Raw genomic sequence first — 19,187 nt, 5'->3', positions numbered from 1 at the left:
TTTGCGTGAGGTCTTGGGGAACAAATCGGACGGATACTCAGCGCATCGAAACCGCCACCGTCAGGAGAGACCCCATGGCCATGTCCATTACGCCGGAGAAACCGGTGTTGATCCATCCGCTGTGGCTGCGCCTGACGCACTGGCTGAATGCGCTGGCGATGCTGATCATGGTCACCAGCGGTTGGCGCATCTACAACGCTTCCCCCTTGTTCAACTTTAGCTTTATTAACGAGCTGACGCTGGGCGGTTGGTTGGGGGGCGCACTGCAGTGGCACTTCGCCGGTATGTGGCTGTTTGGGGTGAATGGGCTGTGTTACTTGCTGATTAACCTGTTCAGCGGTCGCCTGAAACGCAAGTTCTGGCCGCTCAGCCCGAAAGCCTTGTTCAGTGATTTGCTGGCGGCGCTGCGGGGGAAGCTCGGTCACAGCGATTTGCGCCATTACAACATGGTGCAACGGGTGGCCTACCTGTTTGTGATGGTTGCCGGTGTGGTGATGGTGCTTTCTGGCCTGGTGTTGTGGAAGTCGGTGCAGTTTCCGTTGCTGCGCGAACTGCTCGGCGGTTATGAAGCGGCGCGTTATATCCACTTTTACGCCATGTCGGCGCTGGTGGGGTTTGTGGTGGTACACCTGGTGATGGTGGCGCTGGTGCCACGTACGCTGTTGGCCATGCTGCGTGGACGCTAAGGAGAACCCGATGAAATCAGATAAACACCTTATCAGTCTGAGCGAAGGCCGGGAGATTGTCAGGGAAGCGCAGCAGTTACTGGCACGCCAACTGACGTCCTCTTCACGCCGCCGTTTCCTGCGCAACGGACTGACGCTGGGCGGTATTGCGATGCTCACCGGCTGCGATATCAGCGACAACACCCATGTGGAGCAGGCGCTGAGTCGTATCTCGCGGTTTAACGATCGGGTGCAGGGCTGGCTGTTCAACGCGGATCATTTGGCACCGGTGTATGCCGAGTCGCTGATCACGCGGCCCTTTCCGTTCAACGCGTTTTACGCGGAAGAAGAGGCTCCGGATATCAATGGCGACGACTACCGGCTGGAGGTCAGCGGACTGGTGCTCAATAAGCAACCCTGGACGCTGGCGCAACTGCACAAGATGACGCAAATCAGCCAGGTGACGCGCCATATCTGCGTCGAGGGCTGGAGTGCGATTGGCAAGTGGGGCGGGGTGCCGTTTGCGGAGTTTCTGCAGGCGATTGGCGCGGACCTGAGCGCCAACTATGTCAGCTTTAAATGTGCCGATGACTACTACACCAGCATCGACATGGCCACGGCGTTGCATCCGCAAACCATAATGGCGCTGACCTATGATGGCCAGATTTTGCCACGTAAATATGGCTACCCGATGAAGTTACGTATGCCGACCAAGCTCGGCTACAAGAATCCGAAACATATTCAGGTCATCGAGATCACTAACCGTTTTCCCGGCGGTTACTGGGAAGATCAAGGTTACAACTGGTTTGGCGGCAGCTAACGGCGGCCGCACTGTTCCCGGCACTCAGGTGCTTTTTAAATGAGAGAAGGAAATACCATGAAAAAGTTATTCGCAGTGATGATGTGTAGCGCGTTGATGTTGGGTTCCATTGGTGCCAATGCCGCAGACAGCATGGGCAAAGACGCGATGAAAAAGGACGGCATGAGCCAGATGTCTCATGAGGGCATGGCCAAAGACGGCATGAAAAAAGACTGCATGAGCAAGGACTGCATGAAGAAAGACAGCATGGGTAAGGACGCCATGAAACATGACGGCATGAAGAAAGACAGCATGGCCAAAGACGGCATGAAAAAAGATGAAATGAAGAAAGACTCAATGGGGAAATAAGTGGCGCAGGGCGCTGAGAATTCCCTGACGAGTCCAGGTATAGATTGACACTTTTATGCCTGTAAAACGCCTGATGCACTGCATCGGGCGTTTTGTATTTCAGCGATTGATGGGGTGGCTCACCGTATCGTTTTAACAAATTCGACGATCCGGACATCATGAGCCCGTCGCTTACTGAGCCGTGCATTATGCTGATACTAGGCCTGCCGATTATATCCAAAGAATAGGTGGTTCCGGGTAATGAATTAAATAACAGGTACAACATTTCCTTGTTCATTTACCGTGTATTCAATGCCAGGTTCTATACCATCTTCTCCTGCGTAAACAGTCACGAAACGTTTTCGACTACCATCGTGATAAGCAATTACGGCTGCACCATTCTCTGCCAAAATGAATATTTCCGGACTGACGAAAGCCATCATTATACTATCTTGATAGGTAGTGCTACTGTCTTTCCCCGTTAGCATATCGATATAGCGACTTTTAGCAGTAAGCATGATCAGACTATCATTGCCTGCATTGTTAATCTTAACATCGTCTCCGGTCGAGATTAGTGTGCTATGGCTGCCTTGGCAATTAATTGTAGCCTGATAGCCAGCAGATAAAATGACAGATTCACTGACATAGTTTTCAACATTGATGGTGGTGTTATCCCCGAGACTGCAGGTGACAGGACGATTTAGACCAATTTCTTCTGTGTTTTCTGTGATGATATAACTTATTGTTATTGTTGATTCATAACCAAATGTACAGCTTTTTGATTCGTTACCTGGGAATAAACTTACTGAGTTCCCGAGGCATGATATTATAGCCCCTTGTCCTGGAGGACCGCTTTCATTAGATACTATATTATCGTATATAATCGCATTATCTCCAGTATGGGCGAATTTTATTGGACTTGATGATAAGTAAACGTTCTGACCGTTTTGTGTGCTCGCAATACCTCCATATAATGTTCCAGAAATCAACGTCGTGCCTTCTATTGGGGAGTTTGATATGCTCATCATAGTCTCCATTGGTGATTGTTAATTTAGGTTTTAGGGAGATTTAATTATATCGTAAAGTTATAGTTCAGCAATTAATTGCTTTGTTTTCACCTGACTGACAGGCAGGGTACGGTATCCACATGTTGACCCTAGCAGTGCTAATTAATCATAGATATATGAAAGGATTTTTCTAAAAGGCAGTGCAAAAGTTTCCTGACTGAAAGCTGTAATGTGATTTGAAAACGGATATATCATTGTTATAGCTGCTGCAGATGCAGCAGCTATCTGACTAATATTTCTTTTAATCTTGGTTAGTTACATATCCGGGAAGGTCAGGGTATTACCCGGAGCTTCACGGTGGATGTGCACAAAGTTCAGGTGTTTCTCGTACTGATCGAGGATATCGCCGATCACCTGCTCCTTGCTGTAATCCATCAGGTCATTGCCCTGGGTGCCTTCCATCAGGAAGGTTTCCAACCGGTAGTAGTGCGACTTACCGGAGCGGGCACGGTAGGTAAAGCCCGGCACGGAGTAACGCTGCGGCCAGATCTGGTAGGTAAAGTTCTGCTCTTCACCCAAATGCACCAGCAGCTCCAGATGGCTCAAACGCTCATCTTCGGTCGGCGGTACTTCGCTGAATTCCACTTTGGCGCCGCGCAGTTCCAGCTCACGCGCCACTTCTTGCATCGCCGGTCGGCAACGGGTATCCAGCATTTTCTGCGTGTATTGCGTGCCTGGGTAATTCATCACCCGCGACAGGCGCTGTTTCCAATTGAGCACGTCATTGCTGGATACCGGCATTGGCGCGGTGGTGTTCAGCGCACTGGCTTTGCGGTAATCCTCTACCCGTAGCGATTTATACAATCCGGCCATCACGAAGAAGATCACAAAGCTGAACGGCAGGCCCATGATCACCGTGGTTTTTTGCAGCGCGGGTACACCATCGGTCATCAGCATGCCGATGGTCAACAGACCAATCGCCACCGACCAGAAAATACGCAGCCAGTTGGGCGCATCGTTATTGATGTCGCTCAGGCGTGAGGTGAAGTTGCCCAGCACCAGCGAGCCTGAGTCCGCCGAGGTGACGTAGAACAGCAGGCCGGTGATGGTCGCCACCGAGGCGCTGAAGGTAAAGCCCGGGTACTGCGCCAGCAGGCTGTAGAAGCCGCGTTCCGGATACTGCATCACTTCCTGCGCGAAGGCGGCATTACCGTGAATGATCTGGTACAGCGCGCTGTTACCGAAGATCGACAACCACAGCAGGGTAAACACGAATGGAATAATCAGCGTACCGACCACAAACTGGCGGATGGTGCGGCCACGTGAAATTCGCGCCAGGAACAGGCCGACAAACGGCGCCCAGGCTACCCACCAGGCCCAGAAGAACAGGGTCCAGTTGTTCATCCACTCGACCGGACGGTCGAAGGCGAAGCTGTTAAGCGTCATTCCCATAAAGCGGTTGATGTAATCGCCGACGTTGAGCACCAGCGCGTTGAGCAGGAACTCGGTATCGCCGAAGAACAGCACAAACAGGATCAGACCCAGCGCCAACAGCACGTTGAGCTCGGACAGAATGCGGATGCCCTTGTTGACGCCGGAGGTGACCGAAATGGTGGCCATGATCACCGACAGCAGGATCAGTGCGGCCTGAACCGTCAGGTTTTCCGGGATGTGGAACAGCACTTTCAACCCGTAGTTCAACTGCACCACGCCAATGCCGAGCGTGGTGGCGATGCCGAAGATGGTGCCCAGTACCGCCGCAATGTCTACGCTGTGACCGATCGGGCCGTTGATGCGTTTGCCGAAGATCGGGTAGAGCGCCGAGCGAATGGTCAGCGGCAGGTTATAGCGGTAGCTGAAGTAGCCGAGGGCGATGCCCATCAGCGCATACATCGACCAGCCGGTCAGCCCGTAGTGGAACAGCGTCCACACCATGGCCTGGCGGGCGGCCTCCATCGTCTGGCCCTGACCCTCCGGCGGCATCATATATTGCGTCACCGGTTCGGCGACCGAGAAGAACATCAGATCGATGCCGATACCGGCGGCGAACAGCATTGCTGCCCAGCTCATCAGGCTGAATTCGGGTTTCGACTGTTCCGGCCCGAGCTTGATCGAACCGAAGCGCGAAGCGGCGATAAACACCACAAATACGATGTACAGGGTAGCGGCCAGCAGGTAGTACCAGCCAAAGGTGGTTGAAACCCAATTCAGGGTGCGGGTGATCCATCGCCCGGAGAAATCGGTAAAAAAGATGGTCATCAACGAGAAGGCCAGGATCAGCCCCGCCGAGGTAAAGAAAACCACCGGATTAAGACTATCCTGTTGTGGTTTTGAGGAGGTTTCGCGTGTTGTCATCGTCTTCCTCTGTTTTTTAACAACTGAGTAAAATCGTGCCCACACACCAGCCTGAACGACGCGTCAGCGCCGCCCGGAAAAGTGCGGATAAAAAGCCGCGGCAATCGCTATTCAGCTTGCCCAGGATCGCCGCTTTGCTTGTTAACGAAACGGGAAATCGTTTCGTGGTGGGAACCGCCTACAGACACTGATTTTGGTCAGATTCGTTAAATACCTCACAAAAATCAGCCAGTTCCACAACCGAAAAGTACATATTTGCAACCAAGCGGTAATAAAATATATGCAATTTTTATTGAACGTTCAATCAAAAAAAAGTTTAATAGTTAGCATGAAGACCAAGTTCAGCAGGCGGTAAGGTCGCGAAATTCCGCCGCTGAGACGAGGCCGAAGTCGGTTTTGTGAGAGTCGAATTATGCCAAAGGTAGGAATGCAGCCCATCAGAAGGCAGCAGTTGATTGATGCCACGCTGGCCGCGGTGAACGAAGTTGGAATGCATGACGCCACTATCGCGCAAATAGCGCGGCGGGCCGGGGTTTCCAACGGCATTATCAGCCATTACTTCAAGGATAAGAACGGCCTGCTGGAAGCCACGATGCGCTATTTGATTAGCCATTTGGGCGAGGCGGTGAAGCTGCGGTTGCAGGCATTGAGCGACCACAGCCCGGCATCACGGTTACAGGCGATCGTCGCAGGTAACTTTGACGACAGCCAGATCAACAGCGCGGCGATGAAAACCTGGCTGGCTTTTTGGGCCAGCAGCCTGCACCAACCGCAGCTTAACCGGCTGCAACAGGTGAACGGCCGTCGTCTGTATTCCAACCTGTGTGCTGAATTTAGCCGCGAACTGCCGAAGGTGCAGGCGCGACTGGCAGCCAAAGGGCTGGCGGCGCTGATCGACGGCCTGTGGTTACGCAGTGCGTTGCGAGGCGCAGCGTTCAATCAGGCGCAGGCGATCGCGCTCACGACCGATTACATTACGTTTCAACTCCGGGGGCAGACGCCACCCTGAGGATAACCCAAGGAGAACCTATGTCCCGTTTTGGCTTACAGAAGCTCTATATTAATGGTGCCTATGTAGACAGTACCGATGGAAAAACTTTCAACGCGGTGAACCCGGCGAATGGCGAAGTGCTTGCCGAGATCCAGTCTGCCAGCGCTGAAGACGTCAACCGTGCGGTGGCCAGTGCAGCCAGCGGACAGAAGGTGTGGGCGGCGATGACGGCGATGGAGCGTTCTCGTATTCTGCGTCGTGCGGTGGATATTCTGCGCGAACGCAACGACGAACTGGCCGCACTGGAAACGCTGGATACCGGCAAGGCGATGTCGGAAACCACGGCCGTGGATATCGTGACCGGCGCCGACGTGCTGGAATATTATGCGGGCCTGATCCCGGCGATCGAAGGTCAGCAAATCCCGTTGCGTGACAGCTCCTTTGTCTACACCCGTCGTGAACCGCTGGGCGTGGTGGCCGGTATCGGCGCCTGGAACTACCCGATCCAGATTGCCCTGTGGAAATCTGCTCCGGCGCTGGCGGCAGGTAATGCGATGATCTTCAAACCGAGTGAAGTGACCTCCCTGACGGCGCTGAAGCTGGCGGAGATCTACACCGAAGCCGGTCTGCCGGACGGTGTGTTCAACGTGGTCACCGGCAGCGGTGCAGAAGTCGGCCAGTACCTGACCGATCATCCCGGTATCGCCAAGGTGTCGTTCACCGGCGGGGTGAAAACCGGCAAAAAAGTGATGGCCAACGCCTCAGGGTCGACACTGAAAGAAGTCACCATGGAACTGGGCGGCAAATCACCGCTGATCATTTTCGACGACGCCTGCCTGGATCGCGCTGCCGATATCGCCATGATGGCCAACTTCTACAGCTCCGGCCAGGTGTGCACCAACGGAACCCGGGTATTTGTCCCTGCAGCGCTGCAGGCGCAGTTTGAAGCCAAAATCCTCGAACGCGTAAAACGCATCCGTCTGGGGGATCCTGCCGATCCGCAAACCAACTTTGGCCCGCTGGTCAGCTTCGCGCACATGGAATCGGTGTTGCGTTATATAGAAAGCGGCAAGAACAGCGGTGCACGCCTATTGTGTGGCGGTGAGCGTGTGACCGACGGCGAATACGCCAAGGGCGCTTACGTGGCACCGACGGTCTTTACCGACTGCCGTGACGAGATGGAAATCGTGCGCGAAGAGATCTTCGGGCCGGTCATGAGCATTCTCAGCTATCACAGCGAAGAAGAAGTGGTGCGCCGCGCGAATGACACCACTTTCGGCCTGGCTGCCGGTTTGGTGACCAATGATCTGACCCGCGCCCACCGGGTGATCCACCAGTTAGAGGCCGGCATTTGCTGGATCAATACCTGGGGTGAATCGGCACCGGAAATGCCGGTCGGCGGTTACAAGCAGTCTGGCGTCGGCCGTGAAAATGGCCTGAGCACGCTGGAACACTACACCCAAATTAAGTCGATTCAGGTCGAGCTGGGCGAATATATTTCCATCTTTTAAATATCCCCGTCGTCTTTCAAGCTACAGCGTTGTTGGCTGCGAACGCGGACCCCAGTCACTTACTTGAGTAAGCTCCTGGGGTTCCACGCCCTTGCCGCCTAGCTGTAACTCGAAATCCATAGGGGATAATCCTTTTTTGCATCCAAAACTGCCTTGATATATTCAGCATGCGATATTCAAGCCATTCGCATCATTCAGGCATACGAATATTTAGGAGTTAATCGATGGAATTCGATTACATTATTATCGGTGCCGGCTCAGCCGGTAACGTTTTAGCCACCCGTTTAACCGAAGACGCTGATGTCAGCGTGCTGCTGCTGGAAGCCGGCGGCCCGGATTATCGGATGGATTTTCGCACCCAGATGCCGGCCGCACTGGCCTTCCCGCTACAGGGCCGCCGCTACAACTGGGCGTATGAAACCGATCCTGAACCGCACATGAACAACCGCCGCATGGAGTGTGGCCGCGGTAAAGGGTTGGGCGGTTCGTCACTGATTAACGGCATGTGCTACATCCGTGGCAACGCGATGGACTTCGACAACTGGGCGAAAGCCCCTGGTCTGGAGGACTGGAGTTATCTGGACTGCCTGCCGTATTTCCGCAAGGCGGAAACCCGCGATATCGGGCCGAATGATTTTCACGGCGGCGAGGGACCGGTTAGCGTCACCACGCCGAAAGCCGGTAACAACGAACTGTTCCATGCGATGGTGGAAGCCGGTGTGCAGGCGGGTTACCCGCGTACCGATGACCTGAACGGCTACCAGCAGGAAGGCTTTGGCCCGATGGATCGTACCGTCACGCCGAAAGGCCGCCGCGCCAGCACCGCCCGGGGTTATCTGGATCAGGCGCGTTCCCGTTCAAACCTGAAGATTGTGACTCACGCGCTGACCGACCGCATCCGTTTTGAAGGCAAGCGTGCGGTGGGCGTTGACTACTTGCAGGGTGAAAGTAACCAAATCACCAGCGCCCGTGCGCGTCGGGAAGTGTTGCTGTGCGCCGGTGCGATTGCCTCACCACAGATCCTGCAGCGTTCCGGCGTTGGCCCGGCGTCGTTGCTGAACCGGCTGGATATTGACCTGGTGCACGATCTGCCCGGCGTGGGCGAGAACTTGCAGGACCATCTGGAAATGTACCTGCAATACGCCTGCAAAAAACCGGTATCGCTGTACCCGGCATTGCAATGGTTTAACCAACCGAAGATCGGCGCTGAATGGCTGTTCAACGGCACCGGTGTGGGCGCCAGCAATCAGTTTGAAGCCGGTGGCTTTATCCGCAGCCGCGAGGAGTTCGCCTGGCCGAACATTCAGTACCATTTCCTGCCGGTGGCGATTAACTACAACGGCAGCAACGCGGTGAAAGAACACGGTTTCCAGGCGCACGTCGGTTCGATGCGCTCCCCGAGCCGTGGCCGGGTGCAGGTAAAATCGAAGGATCCGCGTCAGCACCCGAGCATTCTGTTCAACTATATGGCGACCGAACAGGACTGGCAGGAGTTCCGCGATGCTATCCGCATTACGCGTGAAATCATGGCGCAGCCGGCGCTGGACGAGTATCGCGGCCGCGAAATAAGCCCGGGGCCGGAAGTTCAGACCGACGAGCAGTTGGACGCTTTCGTGCGTGAACATGCCGAAACCGCCTTCCATCCTTCTTGCTCATGCAAAATGGGCGAAGACGAGATGGCAGTGGTGGATGGACAAGGCCGGGTGCAGGGTATGGAAGGCCTGCGGGTGGTGGACGCGTCCATTATGCCGCTGATCATTACCGGCAACCTGAACGCCACCACCATTATGATCGCCGAAAAAATTGCCGATCGTATCCGCCAGCGTACACCGCTGCCGCGCAGCAGCGCCGACTATTACGTGGCCGGCGACGCTCCGGCACGTAAGCCGTAACCCATATGTCCTCTCGCCGCTGAGGGGGAGGGCCGCTGTAGCAAGCAACCCCCTCTCCAATGCTCTTCCCCGAGGCGAGGGGGCAATTCATCCCCGTTATATTTCAAGGCATAGGGTATTTAACCTATCGCTTAAGCCGGCAGGGCGATCGCCTGATCGAAACTGTTTGGCGTCGCCATGCGCCACATGCGCGCATAAAAATCGCTTTCGATCTCTTTTTCCAGCAGTGCGCCAGGTTCCAGATAATAGTAGATGTCGGCGTAGACCTTGATTTCGGTTGAGGTGATGCGACGCAGCATATGGTGCGAAGTCAGCTGCTCCGGGCGACTGACCCCCGCCGCCGCCAGCATTTCCGCCAACGCTTTCACCGTATTTTGGTGGAAATGGTAAACGCGCTCGGCCTTGTTTGGCACCACCAGGGCTTTCTGCCGCAGCGGATCCTGAGTCGCGACGCCGGTAGGGCAGTGATTGGTGTGGCAACTCTGCGACTGAATGCAGCCTACGGCGAACATAAAACCACGGGCGGAGTTCACCCAGTCGGCACCCAGCACCAATACGCTGGCGATATCGAAAGCGCTGATGATTTTGCCGCTGGCGCCAATTTTGATTTTGTCACGCAGCCCGCAGCCCACCAGGGTGTTGTGGACGAACAACAACCCCTCGCGCAACGGCATACCCATATAGTTGGACAGCTCAAGCGGTGCCGCACCGGTCCCGCCTTCTTTGCCGTCGACCACGATAAAGTCCGGCAATATCTGGGTTTGCAGCATGGCTTTGGCGATGGCGACAAATTCCCACGGGTGGCCGATGCAGAGTTTGAAGCCGACAGGCTTGCCGCCGGACAGTTCACGCAACTGCTCAATGAAATGCATCATTTCTACCGGGGTGCTGAAGGCGCTGTGCGAGGCTGGAGAAATACAGTCGACTCCCTCCGGCACACCGCGCGTTGCGGCGATTTCCGCATCCACTTTTTTCGCCGGCAGGATACCGCCATGCCCGGGTTTAGCCCCCTGACTGAGTTTGATTTCAATCATTCTTACCTGCGGGCTTTTCGCCTGCTCGGCGAAGCGCCGGGGATCAAAATGGCCGTCGGCGGTGCGGCAGCCGAAGTAGCCGCTGCCCAGTTCCCAGACCAGATCGCCGCCGTTTTCGCGGTGATAACGGCTGATGCTGCCTTCGCCGGTGTCGTGGTAGAAATTGCCCTTTGCCGCCCCTAGGTTGAGCGCGCGAATGGCGTTGGCCGACAGGGCGCCGAAACTCATGGCGGAGATGTTGAAGATTGAGGCGGAGTAGGGCTGGCTGCAGCCCGGGCCGCCAATCGTCACGCGGAAGCTGGTAGGGTCGGATACCTCCACCGGGCGCATGGAGTGCCCAATGCATTCATAGCCGGTTTGATAAACGTCCAACTGGGTGCCGAATGGCTTGTCGCCCATTTCGTTTTTGGCGCGCCGGTATACCAGCGTACGTTGGGTACGGGAAAACGGGATCTGCGCGTTGTCTTCTTCCAATAAATACTGGCGTATTTCCGGGCGGATAAATTCGAAGAAAAAACGCAGGCGACCGATGATTGGGTAGTTACGGCAAATAGCGTGGCGTTGTTGGGTAAGATCGTAAATACCCAAGGCGCTCAGGCCACCAAAAATTATCGTCGGTAGCCAAAACCAGGGCCTATGCGGCAGTAGCGCCAAAGACACCAGCGTCAGCAAAAGACTTAAAACAAGGCAGGTATAACGGCTGAATAATGATGACTTCATAACATCTCCAGATGTTTTTATTCGTCCAGATGACACGGCTCGCGGGAAAATCCCGTGGACAGATGCTAACCAATAGACAGGAGTGTTATGTGGCTGTTACTGCTTTATCGCTCATTGTTACATTAATTTAACGTAACGAGTAAGGTCGGGCCGCCAGAAGGCGGCCCGAAGGGGTTACTTGCCGGCGACGAAGATGCTGCTCATGCTGCGCAGACGCAGTTTTTTCATCGCACTGTATTTCTGAGAAAAGATAGTTTTCGGGTGGGTGCCGCGCTTTTGGGCTATGTGCAGCAAGCTGTCACCCCGTAACAGGTTGAAGATAACGTCACTTTCTGCCGGGCTAAGCTCGCGGGTTTTCTGCATTTTTATTCCGCCGGGCTCTTTGCTTTCCAACAGGTTTTGTATTTTTTCCTGCAGCGAATAAAGTGGAATGCGGGTAGACACCAGTTCAACGGAAATTCCCAGGATCGACAATAGCTTCACTACGCGCTCGTCGTCATAAAACACCAACAGGCGTGTTTTGGAGTTGTATTGCTGATGCAAAGACACCAGGCTTTCAATGACGTTGACGCTTTGTTCCAGATTTTGTGAGGTGAAAATCAGGGCGATGTCATGCTTAATTATTTTCTCCGCCTTGGCGCCACCGTGCATAAAATCTGAAAACAGTCTGATATCGTACTTGCCGTAATGTTTTTTCAGTAACACCGAAAGGCCGACATAGCTGTACTTACACTCACTAATAACAAGGACATTGTTTTTAGACATAATGGCAAACACCCATAATGAGTTAAAAGTATTCAGCTGTAAGAAGCGAGTTCAAATCCTTGATGTCGGATTCCTTCCACAGCTTTCCCTGCAGTGCGTAATATGGCATCTCATCCAGCCATTTTTTATGTTCGGGGGTTTCTACCCCTTCAATAATCACCTTGTAATGATTAAGGTAAAAAAAACGCAATAAAGCGCGCATTAAACCGTCACCGCCAGACTTTTTCATAAAGTCCCATAACAAAAAACGGTCGAGTTTAACGAAGCGGAACTGGCTGTTATACAACGCGGAAAACCCCGCATAACCAGAACCAAAATCATCAAGCCAAAATGAATAACTCTTCAGTGAGGGATCGCCATGAACGCGATCTTTAACCAGACGGGTTGAATTCTCACTGATTTCGAAATGAATACAGCGGGTGGCGCTAATTCTTTCTGCGAAATGGCTACTGGCTAAAGACCGAAGAGAATGATCATCCACATTCAAGGTGGCGATAACCTGATTATCCTGAAACCAGCGGTTATATTTCTCGATCAGACTGACCTGATCCAACAAAATCTCAATTCGGGTTTCGCTATCGGCAGAACGAAAGAACTGTTCAGGAGAGAAATGCGCATATTCACTATTAAAAGTGAATCTCGATAGGCACTCAACGGCCAGCAATTGTCCCGATTTTGCGAACATTGGCTGGAAAACATAATTAATTCCGTTATTTCTCTCTCTAAAAGAACTGCGCATTCCTCAATCCCTTGATTGATATACAACTGTATGTTTTATAACGAAAATAAATTAAATGTCAGGTCTTTTATAGGTAAATATCTTATTTAAGGCGACCGGGTTGTGGAATGTCGCTTGCAGACCATTAATCGCGCATTTAGTCGTGAAGTCCAAAGCGCCTGGAAAGTAACAAAATGTAAATATATGGAATAATGTGCTGTTAATCAGCCCTTAAGGCAAAATGTCCAACTACATGACTTTCCAAAACACAGATTATTCCTATTCGATTGAATCGTCAACATCGATCGATAGGTATTTGTTGATAGTTTATTCCTATCAAGAGGGGGTTATGAATGTTTTAAACGATTTAACAATAAGAATGCGCTTAGTCTATATTTCGTCCGGCAATGGGTTCATCGAGGCAACATTCCTTTTAAGCAAGGAGTGCTATCGCTGAGTGTATGCTCAGTGCCGGGGAACTATATATTCGTCTGTCACTGAATCGATTATTTTATTGTTTTTCTATGGAGCTGGAAATGAAAAAAGTATTATTGCCTTTGGCCGCACTGGTATTGTCTGCAACTGCTTATAACGCTACTGCTGCAAGCGGTAACGTAAAATTCACCGGTGAAATCGTACAGTCCACCTGTAAAGTTGTTGATAAAGACCAGAATAAAGAAGTTTACCTGGGTAAATATCCTACTACCGCATTCCCAACTTCTGGTTCTACCAGCGGTGCTAAAGCTTTCGATATTAGCCTGGAGAAATGTGAAGCCGGTAACTACACCCTGCGTTTCGACGGTAACACTCCTGCTGGCCACCCAGAACTGTTGGCTGTAACTGGCGGCGCTAACGGCGTTGGCGTTGAAATCCTGGATAACAACGGCGCAACTCTGCCAATCTCTCAGGAAGTTGCTACTCCAGCTACCGTTGCTGTTGCTGCTGATGGCGACAACCCAGGTTCTGCGACTTTCAACCTGCGCGCTCGTTATAAATCTTACCAGGATCTGGTAACTGCGGGTCAGGCAAACTCTAACGCTACCTTCACCATCGAATACAAATAAGTTAATTCGCTGGCAGGATAGATAGAGCTATTGGCCACGGACGGCTAAATTCTGAGAGTTGAGATATTCCGATGAAAAAAGTGCTTTCTTGTATTTTATTCGCGTTTTCCATGAATGCTTTTGCTGGCATTCAAGTTGATTCAACGCGTGTAATTTATAACAGCGGAAGTAAATCCGCATCGCTCTCAATCAGCAATGACAGCGACGACACCTATATGGTGCAAACCTGGCTGGATACTGGTGATTCAAGCCAGATGCCGAAGAATTTACCGATCGTGGTCACTCCACCTATTTTAAAACTGGCTGCCAAAAAAGACGCGATTCTGCGCTTTATTTATTCCGGCAGCGGGTTACCGCAGGACAGAGAAAGTCTGCTCTGGGTCAACGTACAGGAAATTCCGCCAACGCCGAAGCAAGACAACGTGCTGCAGGTGGCGATCCGTACCCGTATCAAATTGTTCTACCGTCCTGAAGCCTTGAAGGCCAACCTGCAGCAGCAGGCAGAAGCGCTGAAATGGCAGCGTCAGGGCGGCAATCTGGTGGTCACCAACAACGGCCCGCTGTTTGTGACGCTGGGTGTTTTGACGCTGAAAAGTGGTGGCAAGAGCTGGAAAGTGAATGCCGATATGGTGAAACCGCAAGATAGCCTGCGGATCAGCCTGCCACAGGGTGCGCAGTCGGCCAACAGCATGTCGTTCACATATATCAACGATTACGGCGGCCACACCGAGATTAAGAACGTTGCATTAAATTGATTTAAGCCCTTCAAGGAATGAACAAAAAATGGCACATAAAAGAATAACAACCCTCACGCCAAAACGTTTGGTCAGGCTAATTAATGGTGTAATTTATTTTTCTGCCGTGCCATTTTCATTCTCTCACATGGCCATGGCGGAGGAGCAGTTCAATACCTCCTTCATCCATGGCGATGACAACATTGCCCAGGTGGCCGCGTTGTCCAGCGGCGATGATATTCTGCCAGGTAAATATCCGTTTGATATTTACCTGAACGGACAGCGTATCGATCACCGCGAAATCGAATTCAAAAAAGACGCCAAAGACACACCGGTGATGCCCTGCCTGACCGCGCAGGATTACCAGGATTACGGCGTTAAATTGCCGGGCGATATGAAAACGGAAGGCGCTGCGCAGTGTTATGCCCTGCCACAGCAAATTTCGGGTGCCAAGCTGAGCTATGACGCCGCCGTGCAGCGTATGGATCTGGAAGTGCCGCAGGTGTTCCTGGAGCCGCGTCCGCAAGGGGCCATCTCGCCGAAGGTTTACGATCGCGGCATTAACGCCGGCTTCGTCAACTATAACTTCAGCGGCAACCATAATAATTACAGTAATAACACCAACGACAAAACGTCAGACTATTACTTTCTGAGCCTGAATAACGGCATCAACGTCGGTAATTGGCGTCTGCGCAACAACTCGACGCTGAACCAACAGTCGGGTGCCGGTACGCATTGGAATACCGTTTCGAGCTGGGCAGAAACTGACATCGTTTCCCTGCGCAGCCGCCTGGTGATTGGCCAGACCAACACCAATAACAACGTGTTCGACAGCATCCAGTTCCGCGGCGTGCAGATTTCCAGCGCCAACGATATGCTGCCGGAAAGCCAGCGTGGCTATGCGCCGGTAGTGCGCGGCGTGGCATCGACCAATGCCCGCGTCGAGATCCGTCAGAATGGTTACACCATTTACAGCACCAACGTGCCGCCGGGCCCGTTTGCGCTGACCGATATCTTCCCGAGTACCCTGAGCGGTAACCTGAACGTGACGGTTATTGAAGCCAACGGCTCAAGAACCACTTTCGTGGTGCCTTTTTCCTCCGTGCCGAACATGTTGCGCGAAGGGATCTGGGACTATCAGATGACTGCCGGTAAGTATCACGACGGCACGACCAAATACCAGCCTAAATTTGTGCAAGGCACCTTGTCCCATGGTATGGCGTATGACATTACGCCATACGGTGGCGTACTGGTGGCGGAAAACTACCGTTCGGCGGTGCTGGGTCTGGGTAAAAACATGGGTGTTTGGGGGGCGGTTTCTTTTGATATGTCCTACTCCGACACCAATCTGGTCAACGGTGACGACAAACAGGGGGAGAGCTTCCGCTTCCTGTACTCCAAGTCGCTCAATGACTGGGGCACCGAATTCCAGATCGCCGGCTACCGTTATTCGACTTCCGGTTACTACGACTTCTCTGATGCGGTTGCGGAACGCGATCGCTATGAAAACGGCTACTACCGTAACGATTACTACGATGAAAATGACCGCAATCTGGGCGTGCCGGACTGGGCTGAGTCACGTCGTCGTACCTATTACACCAGCCGCTTCAACAACAAACGCCAGCGCGTAGAGTTGTCGATCAACCAGCGTATCGCCGGTAACTCGACGTTGTACACCAATATCAGCAACCAGTCATATTGGGGCGGCTCTGGTCAGGATCGTACGGTACAAACCGGCTTTAACAGCAGCTATAAAAACATCAGTTACGGCGTGTTCTACCAGGACAGTCGCAGTAACTACGGTTATAAAGATCGCAGCATCAACATGACCGTCTCTATTCCGTTCAGCTTCTTCAGCCGAGATTCGTCTGACATGACGGCCAGCTTCAACGCCGGTCATAGCAAGCAGAGCGGCAATACCTACAGCGCCGGTCTGAGCGGGACCGCGCTGGACGATAACCGTCTGAACTACGCGGTGCAGAGTGGGCACGATCGTTATTCCGGCCAAACCAGCTCGGCTAACCTCGGCTATCAGGGCAGCATGGGTACGGTCAATGCCGGCTACAGCTACAGCAATGATTACCAGCAGTCTTCGCTGGGTGTCTCGGGTGGTATCGTGGCGCACTCCGGTGGCGTGACGTTGACCCAGCCGCTGCAAAATACCTTTGTGCTGGTCGAGGCCAAAGATGCCAAGGGCGTCCGCCTGGAAAACCAGCCGGGTGTGGCTATCGACCGCTTCGGTTATGCGGTGATGACTTCTGCTTCACCTTACCGCCACAACCGCGTGGCGCTGCGCACCGAAGATATCGGTAACGGTCTGGATATTCCGATGGCCGCCCGCGATGTGGTACCGACCTACGGCGCGATTACCCGCGTGAAATTTGAAACGCATACCGGTCAAAGCCTGCTGGTACACAGCAAACTGTTAGACGGCAGCGTACCGCCAATCGGCGCCAACGTGTTCAGCGCCGACGGCAAAAACAACGGTACCGTGGGTACCAATGGGGATATTTATATCTCCGGCGCATCCGCAGGGGATCGCCTGTTGGTTAAATGGGGCAGCGATGCCGGCGACAGCTGTTCGTTGGTGGTGCCGGCACTGAAATCGGCGACCGAACAGCTGATGGGCTATCAGGAACTTTCGCTGACCTGCGGAAAACCGTAAAAGGAATGAATATGTCTTCTTTGTTGTTAAAACCTAAAAACCTCGGGCTGGCCGCAGGGCTGCTGGTCACGCTGGGGACGTTCTCGCAGAGCAGCTATGCGCTGTCTTGCAAGCAGAACGGCAGTATTGTTCAGAACATCGTGCTGGATAAGGCGATTAAGGTATCAACGGCCAATACTGCCCCCGGGGCTTTGTTGTGGCGCTCACAGACCTTCACCTCTTCATTCCAGTGTGTGGATGACTGGAATAACCCTAAAGGGGAAAATGCATTCCTGTATTGGGATCCTCAGGCTCGCATGAGCCAGATCCATAACTCGATTGAAGTCGGCGTGACCTACAACGGCATTGATATCAAGCCAACCAAAGGTGCCAGGCAAGACGTGGGGCCGGGTACCGAGTGTCGTCGTTCTGGTTCACGTTGCCTTTCCCCCGCCAAGTCGTTGACCGTGACGGTGTCCTATGCCATTTACATCAAGGCGACGGGTAAGGCCCCACCGGCAGGCGGCAAGATCAATGACAATAAATCCTATTCTGTCTTCCAGGTGGATGGGGTTGGCGGTCTGAACGGCACGGCAAACAGCAACTTTAACGCCTATATTTCCGGGTTGGGCAATATTCAGTTTATCTCCTGCAACCCGAAAATCACCGTGGTGGCCAACAACGGTTCAACCGTGAATTTCGGCAGCATCCCGCGCCAAAATGCGGTGGTGGGCAAGATTGAAAAACAGATGCCGTTCTCGGTTACCGCCAATATGTCGGACCCGACTACCGGGCAGGATTGCCAGGGGGAAACGCTGCAGGCCAGCTTCAGCTCCACTTATCCGGTGCAGGACAACAGCGTTATTTTGCCTACGACCGACAGCGGCTTTGGCATTTTGATTTCGCAGGCATCGGCGCCAAACACACCGATCATGATGAATTCCCCGGTCGATCTCGGCCTGGTCAACGGCACCATTGTTGAAAAGAACTTTTTGGCCAGCCTGAAATGGCTGAGCACCAACCCGAAAGTGGGGCCGTTCAACGCTTCGGCGAATATTGACGTCACCTTCAAATAAAGTCCTGGCAGTCAAAAAAGGGGTTCAGCGCAGGCTGAACCCCTTTTTTAATGCGTTTATTTCTCAGTGCTGACCCACCCAGTTAGTGCAAACGCCATCCAGACATTTACCCGCATACCAAAGATGCACACCAGGCGACTCGTGGCGATGCCCGTTCAGTGGTGCTATCTGTTGCGGATGCATCTCAGCGACGTCCCAGCGGGTAGTGCGACGATAAACGGCCGGCGTTTTGCCGAACTGTTTCTTAAACGCGCGGGAAAAGGACGGTTGAGAATCAAAATGGAACTGCAGGGCGATATCGAGGATCGGGCGTGGGGTCGAACGCAGCGCTTGTGCGGCCTGCGACAGGCGACGCTCACGGATATAACTGCCCAGAGCATGACCGGTGGTGCTGCGGAACATTCTTTGCAGGTGCCACTTGGAGTAGCCTGACTTCGCGGCTACGTTGTCTAACAGTAACGGCTGATCCAAATGAGTTTCAATCCAGTCCAGCAAATCGTGAATGATATTGACGCGATCCATTGTTTAAGTTCTCCCGCGGGTACGACATTCAGGTCACAGTAGGTAAGAGTAATTATCCAAGTTAGTTCTTTGATAATAGGCGGTGAAATTGGGTTACGCAAGTGTTAACTGGGGGAAGAAAGGTGGCTAAATGTGCTCTTGCCGCCGCAGGGAAATAAAAAGGCCGCTTGGAGCGGCCTCAGATTGCTGACAAAGTCCTCTGTACATAAACGTTATCTGTACTAACAAAAACAAAGGATTATGTCTCAGGTTTACCCCAAACATCCGAAAACCACGTTTTTCGGGTGTTTGTCATCAGAATAAGGCCGCACGGGGCGGCCTTGAGGAAAGGGGGGGAGAATA

General features: G+C 52.9%; 16 protein-coding genes. 10 read left to right on the top strand and 6 right to left on the bottom strand.

What is annotated here, in order from left to right:
• Positions 1 to 74: 74 nt before the first annotated feature.
• The 3 genes from ACGS9J_RS09710 to ACGS9J_RS09700 are packed head-to-tail and all read left to right on the top strand — an operon-like array spanning position 75 to position 1,833.
• Positions 75 to 686 (top strand): cytochrome b/b6 domain-containing protein, encoded by a 612-nt coding sequence (locus ACGS9J_RS09710; protein ID WP_442230719.1) that lies wholly within the window; start codon positions 75 to 77, stop codon positions 684 to 686.
• A gap of 10 nt (positions 687 to 696) precedes the next feature.
• A complete protein-coding gene (locus tag ACGS9J_RS09705) occupies positions 697 to 1,485 on the top strand; it encodes a molybdopterin-dependent oxidoreductase (RefSeq protein ID WP_442230718.1) in 789 nt (262 codons plus the stop codon).
• A 57-nt stretch (positions 1,486 to 1,542) separates the two neighbouring features.
• Positions 1,543 to 1,833 (top strand): pentapeptide MXKDX repeat protein, encoded by a 291-nt coding sequence (locus ACGS9J_RS09700; protein WP_442230717.1) that lies wholly within the window; start codon positions 1,543 to 1,545, stop codon positions 1,831 to 1,833.
• Positions 1,834 to 2,078: 245 nt separating this feature from the next.
• Here ACGS9J_RS09700 and ACGS9J_RS09695 read toward each other — a convergent pair whose 3' ends face one another.
• Complete coding sequence (locus ACGS9J_RS09695) at positions 2,079 to 2,837, bottom strand: hypothetical protein (protein ID WP_442230716.1); 759 nt, start codon at positions 2,835 to 2,837, stop codon at positions 2,079 to 2,081.
• Between the two features lie 297 nt (positions 2,838 to 3,134).
• Entirely contained in the window at positions 3,135 to 5,174 is a 2,040-nt protein-coding gene (locus ACGS9J_RS09690) for a choline transporter (RefSeq protein ID WP_442230715.1), read from the bottom strand.
• A gap of 412 nt (positions 5,175 to 5,586) precedes the next feature.
• Here ACGS9J_RS09690 and betI point away from each other — a divergent pair, with 412 nt between their 5' ends.
• The 3 genes from betI to betA all read left to right on the top strand — a co-directional run bounded on the left by betI (position 5,587) and on the right by betA (position 9,568).
• Positions 5,587 to 6,183: a transcriptional regulator BetI gene (gene betI / locus ACGS9J_RS09685; RefSeq protein WP_442230714.1), complete on the top strand. Its 597-nt coding sequence runs from the start codon at positions 5,587 to 5,589 to the stop codon at positions 6,181 to 6,183.
• Positions 6,184 to 6,203: 20 nt separating this feature from the next.
• Positions 6,204 to 7,676 carry a betaine-aldehyde dehydrogenase gene (betB, locus tag ACGS9J_RS09680; protein ID WP_442230713.1) on the top strand — a complete coding sequence of 491 codons (1,473 nt, stop codon included), beginning with the start codon at positions 6,204 to 6,206 and terminating at the stop codon, positions 7,674 to 7,676.
• Between the two features lie 224 nt (positions 7,677 to 7,900).
• The gene (gene betA / locus ACGS9J_RS09675; protein WP_442230712.1) at positions 7,901 to 9,568 is read left to right on the top strand and encodes a choline dehydrogenase; all 1,668 of its coding nucleotides are present in this window, start codon (positions 7,901 to 7,903) and stop codon (positions 9,566 to 9,568) included.
• 131 nt (positions 9,569 to 9,699) lie between these two features.
• Here the strand turns inward: betA and ACGS9J_RS09670 are convergent, their stop codons facing one another.
• The 3 genes from ACGS9J_RS09670 to ACGS9J_RS09660 all read right to left on the bottom strand — a co-directional run bounded on the left by ACGS9J_RS09670 (position 9,700) and on the right by ACGS9J_RS09660 (position 12,826).
• Positions 9,700 to 11,322 (bottom strand): FMN-binding glutamate synthase family protein, encoded by a 1,623-nt coding sequence (locus ACGS9J_RS09670; protein WP_442230711.1) that lies wholly within the window; start codon positions 11,320 to 11,322, stop codon positions 9,700 to 9,702.
• Positions 11,323 to 11,496: 174 nt separating this feature from the next.
• Positions 11,497 to 12,087 carry a helix-turn-helix transcriptional regulator gene (locus tag ACGS9J_RS09665; protein ID WP_442230710.1) on the bottom strand — a complete coding sequence of 197 codons (591 nt, stop codon included), beginning with the start codon at positions 12,085 to 12,087 and terminating at the stop codon, positions 11,497 to 11,499.
• Positions 12,088 to 12,109: 22 nt separating this feature from the next.
• Positions 12,110 to 12,826 (bottom strand): EAL domain-containing protein, encoded by a 717-nt coding sequence (locus ACGS9J_RS09660; RefSeq protein ID WP_442230709.1) that lies wholly within the window; start codon positions 12,824 to 12,826, stop codon positions 12,110 to 12,112.
• 515 nt (positions 12,827 to 13,341) lie between these two features.
• Here ACGS9J_RS09660 and ACGS9J_RS09655 point away from each other — a divergent pair.
• The 4 genes from ACGS9J_RS09655 (at position 13,342) to ACGS9J_RS09640 (ending at position 18,323) form a co-directional block, all read left to right on the top strand.
• A complete protein-coding gene (locus ACGS9J_RS09655) occupies positions 13,342 to 13,869 on the top strand; it encodes a fimbrial protein (protein WP_442230708.1) in 528 nt (175 codons plus the stop codon).
• Positions 13,870 to 13,940: 71 nt separating this feature from the next.
• Positions 13,941 to 14,624 (top strand): fimbrial biogenesis chaperone, encoded by a 684-nt coding sequence (locus ACGS9J_RS09650; RefSeq protein WP_442230707.1) that lies wholly within the window; start codon positions 13,941 to 13,943, stop codon positions 14,622 to 14,624.
• A 28-nt stretch (positions 14,625 to 14,652) separates the two neighbouring features.
• On the top strand, positions 14,653 to 17,268 hold the full coding sequence (locus ACGS9J_RS09645) for a fimbria/pilus outer membrane usher protein (RefSeq protein ID WP_442230706.1): 2,616 nt from the start codon (positions 14,653 to 14,655) through the stop codon (positions 17,266 to 17,268).
• Positions 17,269 to 17,279: 11 nt separating this feature from the next.
• Positions 17,280 to 18,323 carry a fimbrial protein gene (locus tag ACGS9J_RS09640; protein WP_442230705.1) on the top strand — a complete coding sequence of 348 codons (1,044 nt, stop codon included), beginning with the start codon at positions 17,280 to 17,282 and terminating at the stop codon, positions 18,321 to 18,323.
• 63 nt (positions 18,324 to 18,386) lie between these two features.
• Here ACGS9J_RS09640 and ACGS9J_RS09635 read toward each other — a convergent pair whose 3' ends face one another.
• Positions 18,387 to 18,845, bottom strand: a complete 459-nt coding sequence (locus ACGS9J_RS09635) for a helix-turn-helix domain-containing protein (protein ID WP_442230704.1) — start codon at positions 18,843 to 18,845, stop codon at positions 18,387 to 18,389.
• Between the last annotated feature and the right edge of the window lie 342 nt (positions 18,846 to 19,187).

The organism is Serratia quinivorans, assembly GCF_052113645.1.
In the GTDB taxonomy this organism is placed as follows: Bacteria; Pseudomonadota; Gammaproteobacteria; order Enterobacterales; family Enterobacteriaceae; genus Serratia; species Serratia quinivorans_B.
The sequence above is the reverse complement of the archived record's forward strand: the minus strand, read 5'-3'. Positions and strand labels throughout refer to the sequence as shown.

What these genes read in the sequence shown, in the direction of transcription:
- ACGS9J_RS09710 (WP_442230719.1), top strand. Translation starts at nt 75, where the DNA reads ATGGCCATGTCCATTACGCCGGAGAAACCGGTGTTGATCCATCCGCTG.
- ACGS9J_RS09705 (WP_442230718.1), top strand. Translation starts at nt 697, where the DNA reads ATGAAATCAGATAAACACCTTATCAGTCTGAGCGAAGGCCGGGAGATT.
- ACGS9J_RS09700 (WP_442230717.1), top strand. Translation starts at nt 1,543, where the DNA reads ATGAAAAAGTTATTCGCAGTGATGATGTGTAGCGCGTTGATGTTGGGT.
- ACGS9J_RS09695 (WP_442230716.1), bottom strand. Translation starts at nt 2,837, where the DNA reads ATGAGCATATCAAACTCCCCAATAGAAGGCACGACGTTGATTTCTGGA.
- ACGS9J_RS09690 (WP_442230715.1), bottom strand. Translation starts at nt 5,174, where the DNA reads ATGACAACACGCGAAACCTCCTCAAAACCACAACAGGATAGTCTTAAT.
- betI (WP_442230714.1), top strand. Translation starts at nt 5,587, where the DNA reads ATGCCAAAGGTAGGAATGCAGCCCATCAGAAGGCAGCAGTTGATTGAT.
- betB (WP_442230713.1), top strand. Translation starts at nt 6,204, where the DNA reads ATGTCCCGTTTTGGCTTACAGAAGCTCTATATTAATGGTGCCTATGTA.
- betA (WP_442230712.1), top strand. Translation starts at nt 7,901, where the DNA reads ATGGAATTCGATTACATTATTATCGGTGCCGGCTCAGCCGGTAACGTT.
- ACGS9J_RS09670 (WP_442230711.1), bottom strand. Translation starts at nt 11,322, where the DNA reads ATGAAGTCATCATTATTCAGCCGTTATACCTGCCTTGTTTTAAGTCTT.
- ACGS9J_RS09665 (WP_442230710.1), bottom strand. Translation starts at nt 12,087, where the DNA reads ATGTCTAAAAACAATGTCCTTGTTATTAGTGAGTGTAAGTACAGCTAT.
- ACGS9J_RS09660 (WP_442230709.1), bottom strand. Translation starts at nt 12,826, where the DNA reads ATGCGCAGTTCTTTTAGAGAGAGAAATAACGGAATTAATTATGTTTTC.
- ACGS9J_RS09655 (WP_442230708.1), top strand. Translation starts at nt 13,342, where the DNA reads ATGAAAAAAGTATTATTGCCTTTGGCCGCACTGGTATTGTCTGCAACT.
- ACGS9J_RS09650 (WP_442230707.1), top strand. Translation starts at nt 13,941, where the DNA reads ATGAAAAAAGTGCTTTCTTGTATTTTATTCGCGTTTTCCATGAATGCT.
- ACGS9J_RS09645 (WP_442230706.1), top strand. Translation starts at nt 14,653, where the DNA reads ATGGCACATAAAAGAATAACAACCCTCACGCCAAAACGTTTGGTCAGG.
- ACGS9J_RS09640 (WP_442230705.1), top strand. Translation starts at nt 17,280, where the DNA reads ATGTCTTCTTTGTTGTTAAAACCTAAAAACCTCGGGCTGGCCGCAGGG.
- ACGS9J_RS09635 (WP_442230704.1), bottom strand. Translation starts at nt 18,845, where the DNA reads ATGGATCGCGTCAATATCATTCACGATTTGCTGGACTGGATTGAAACT.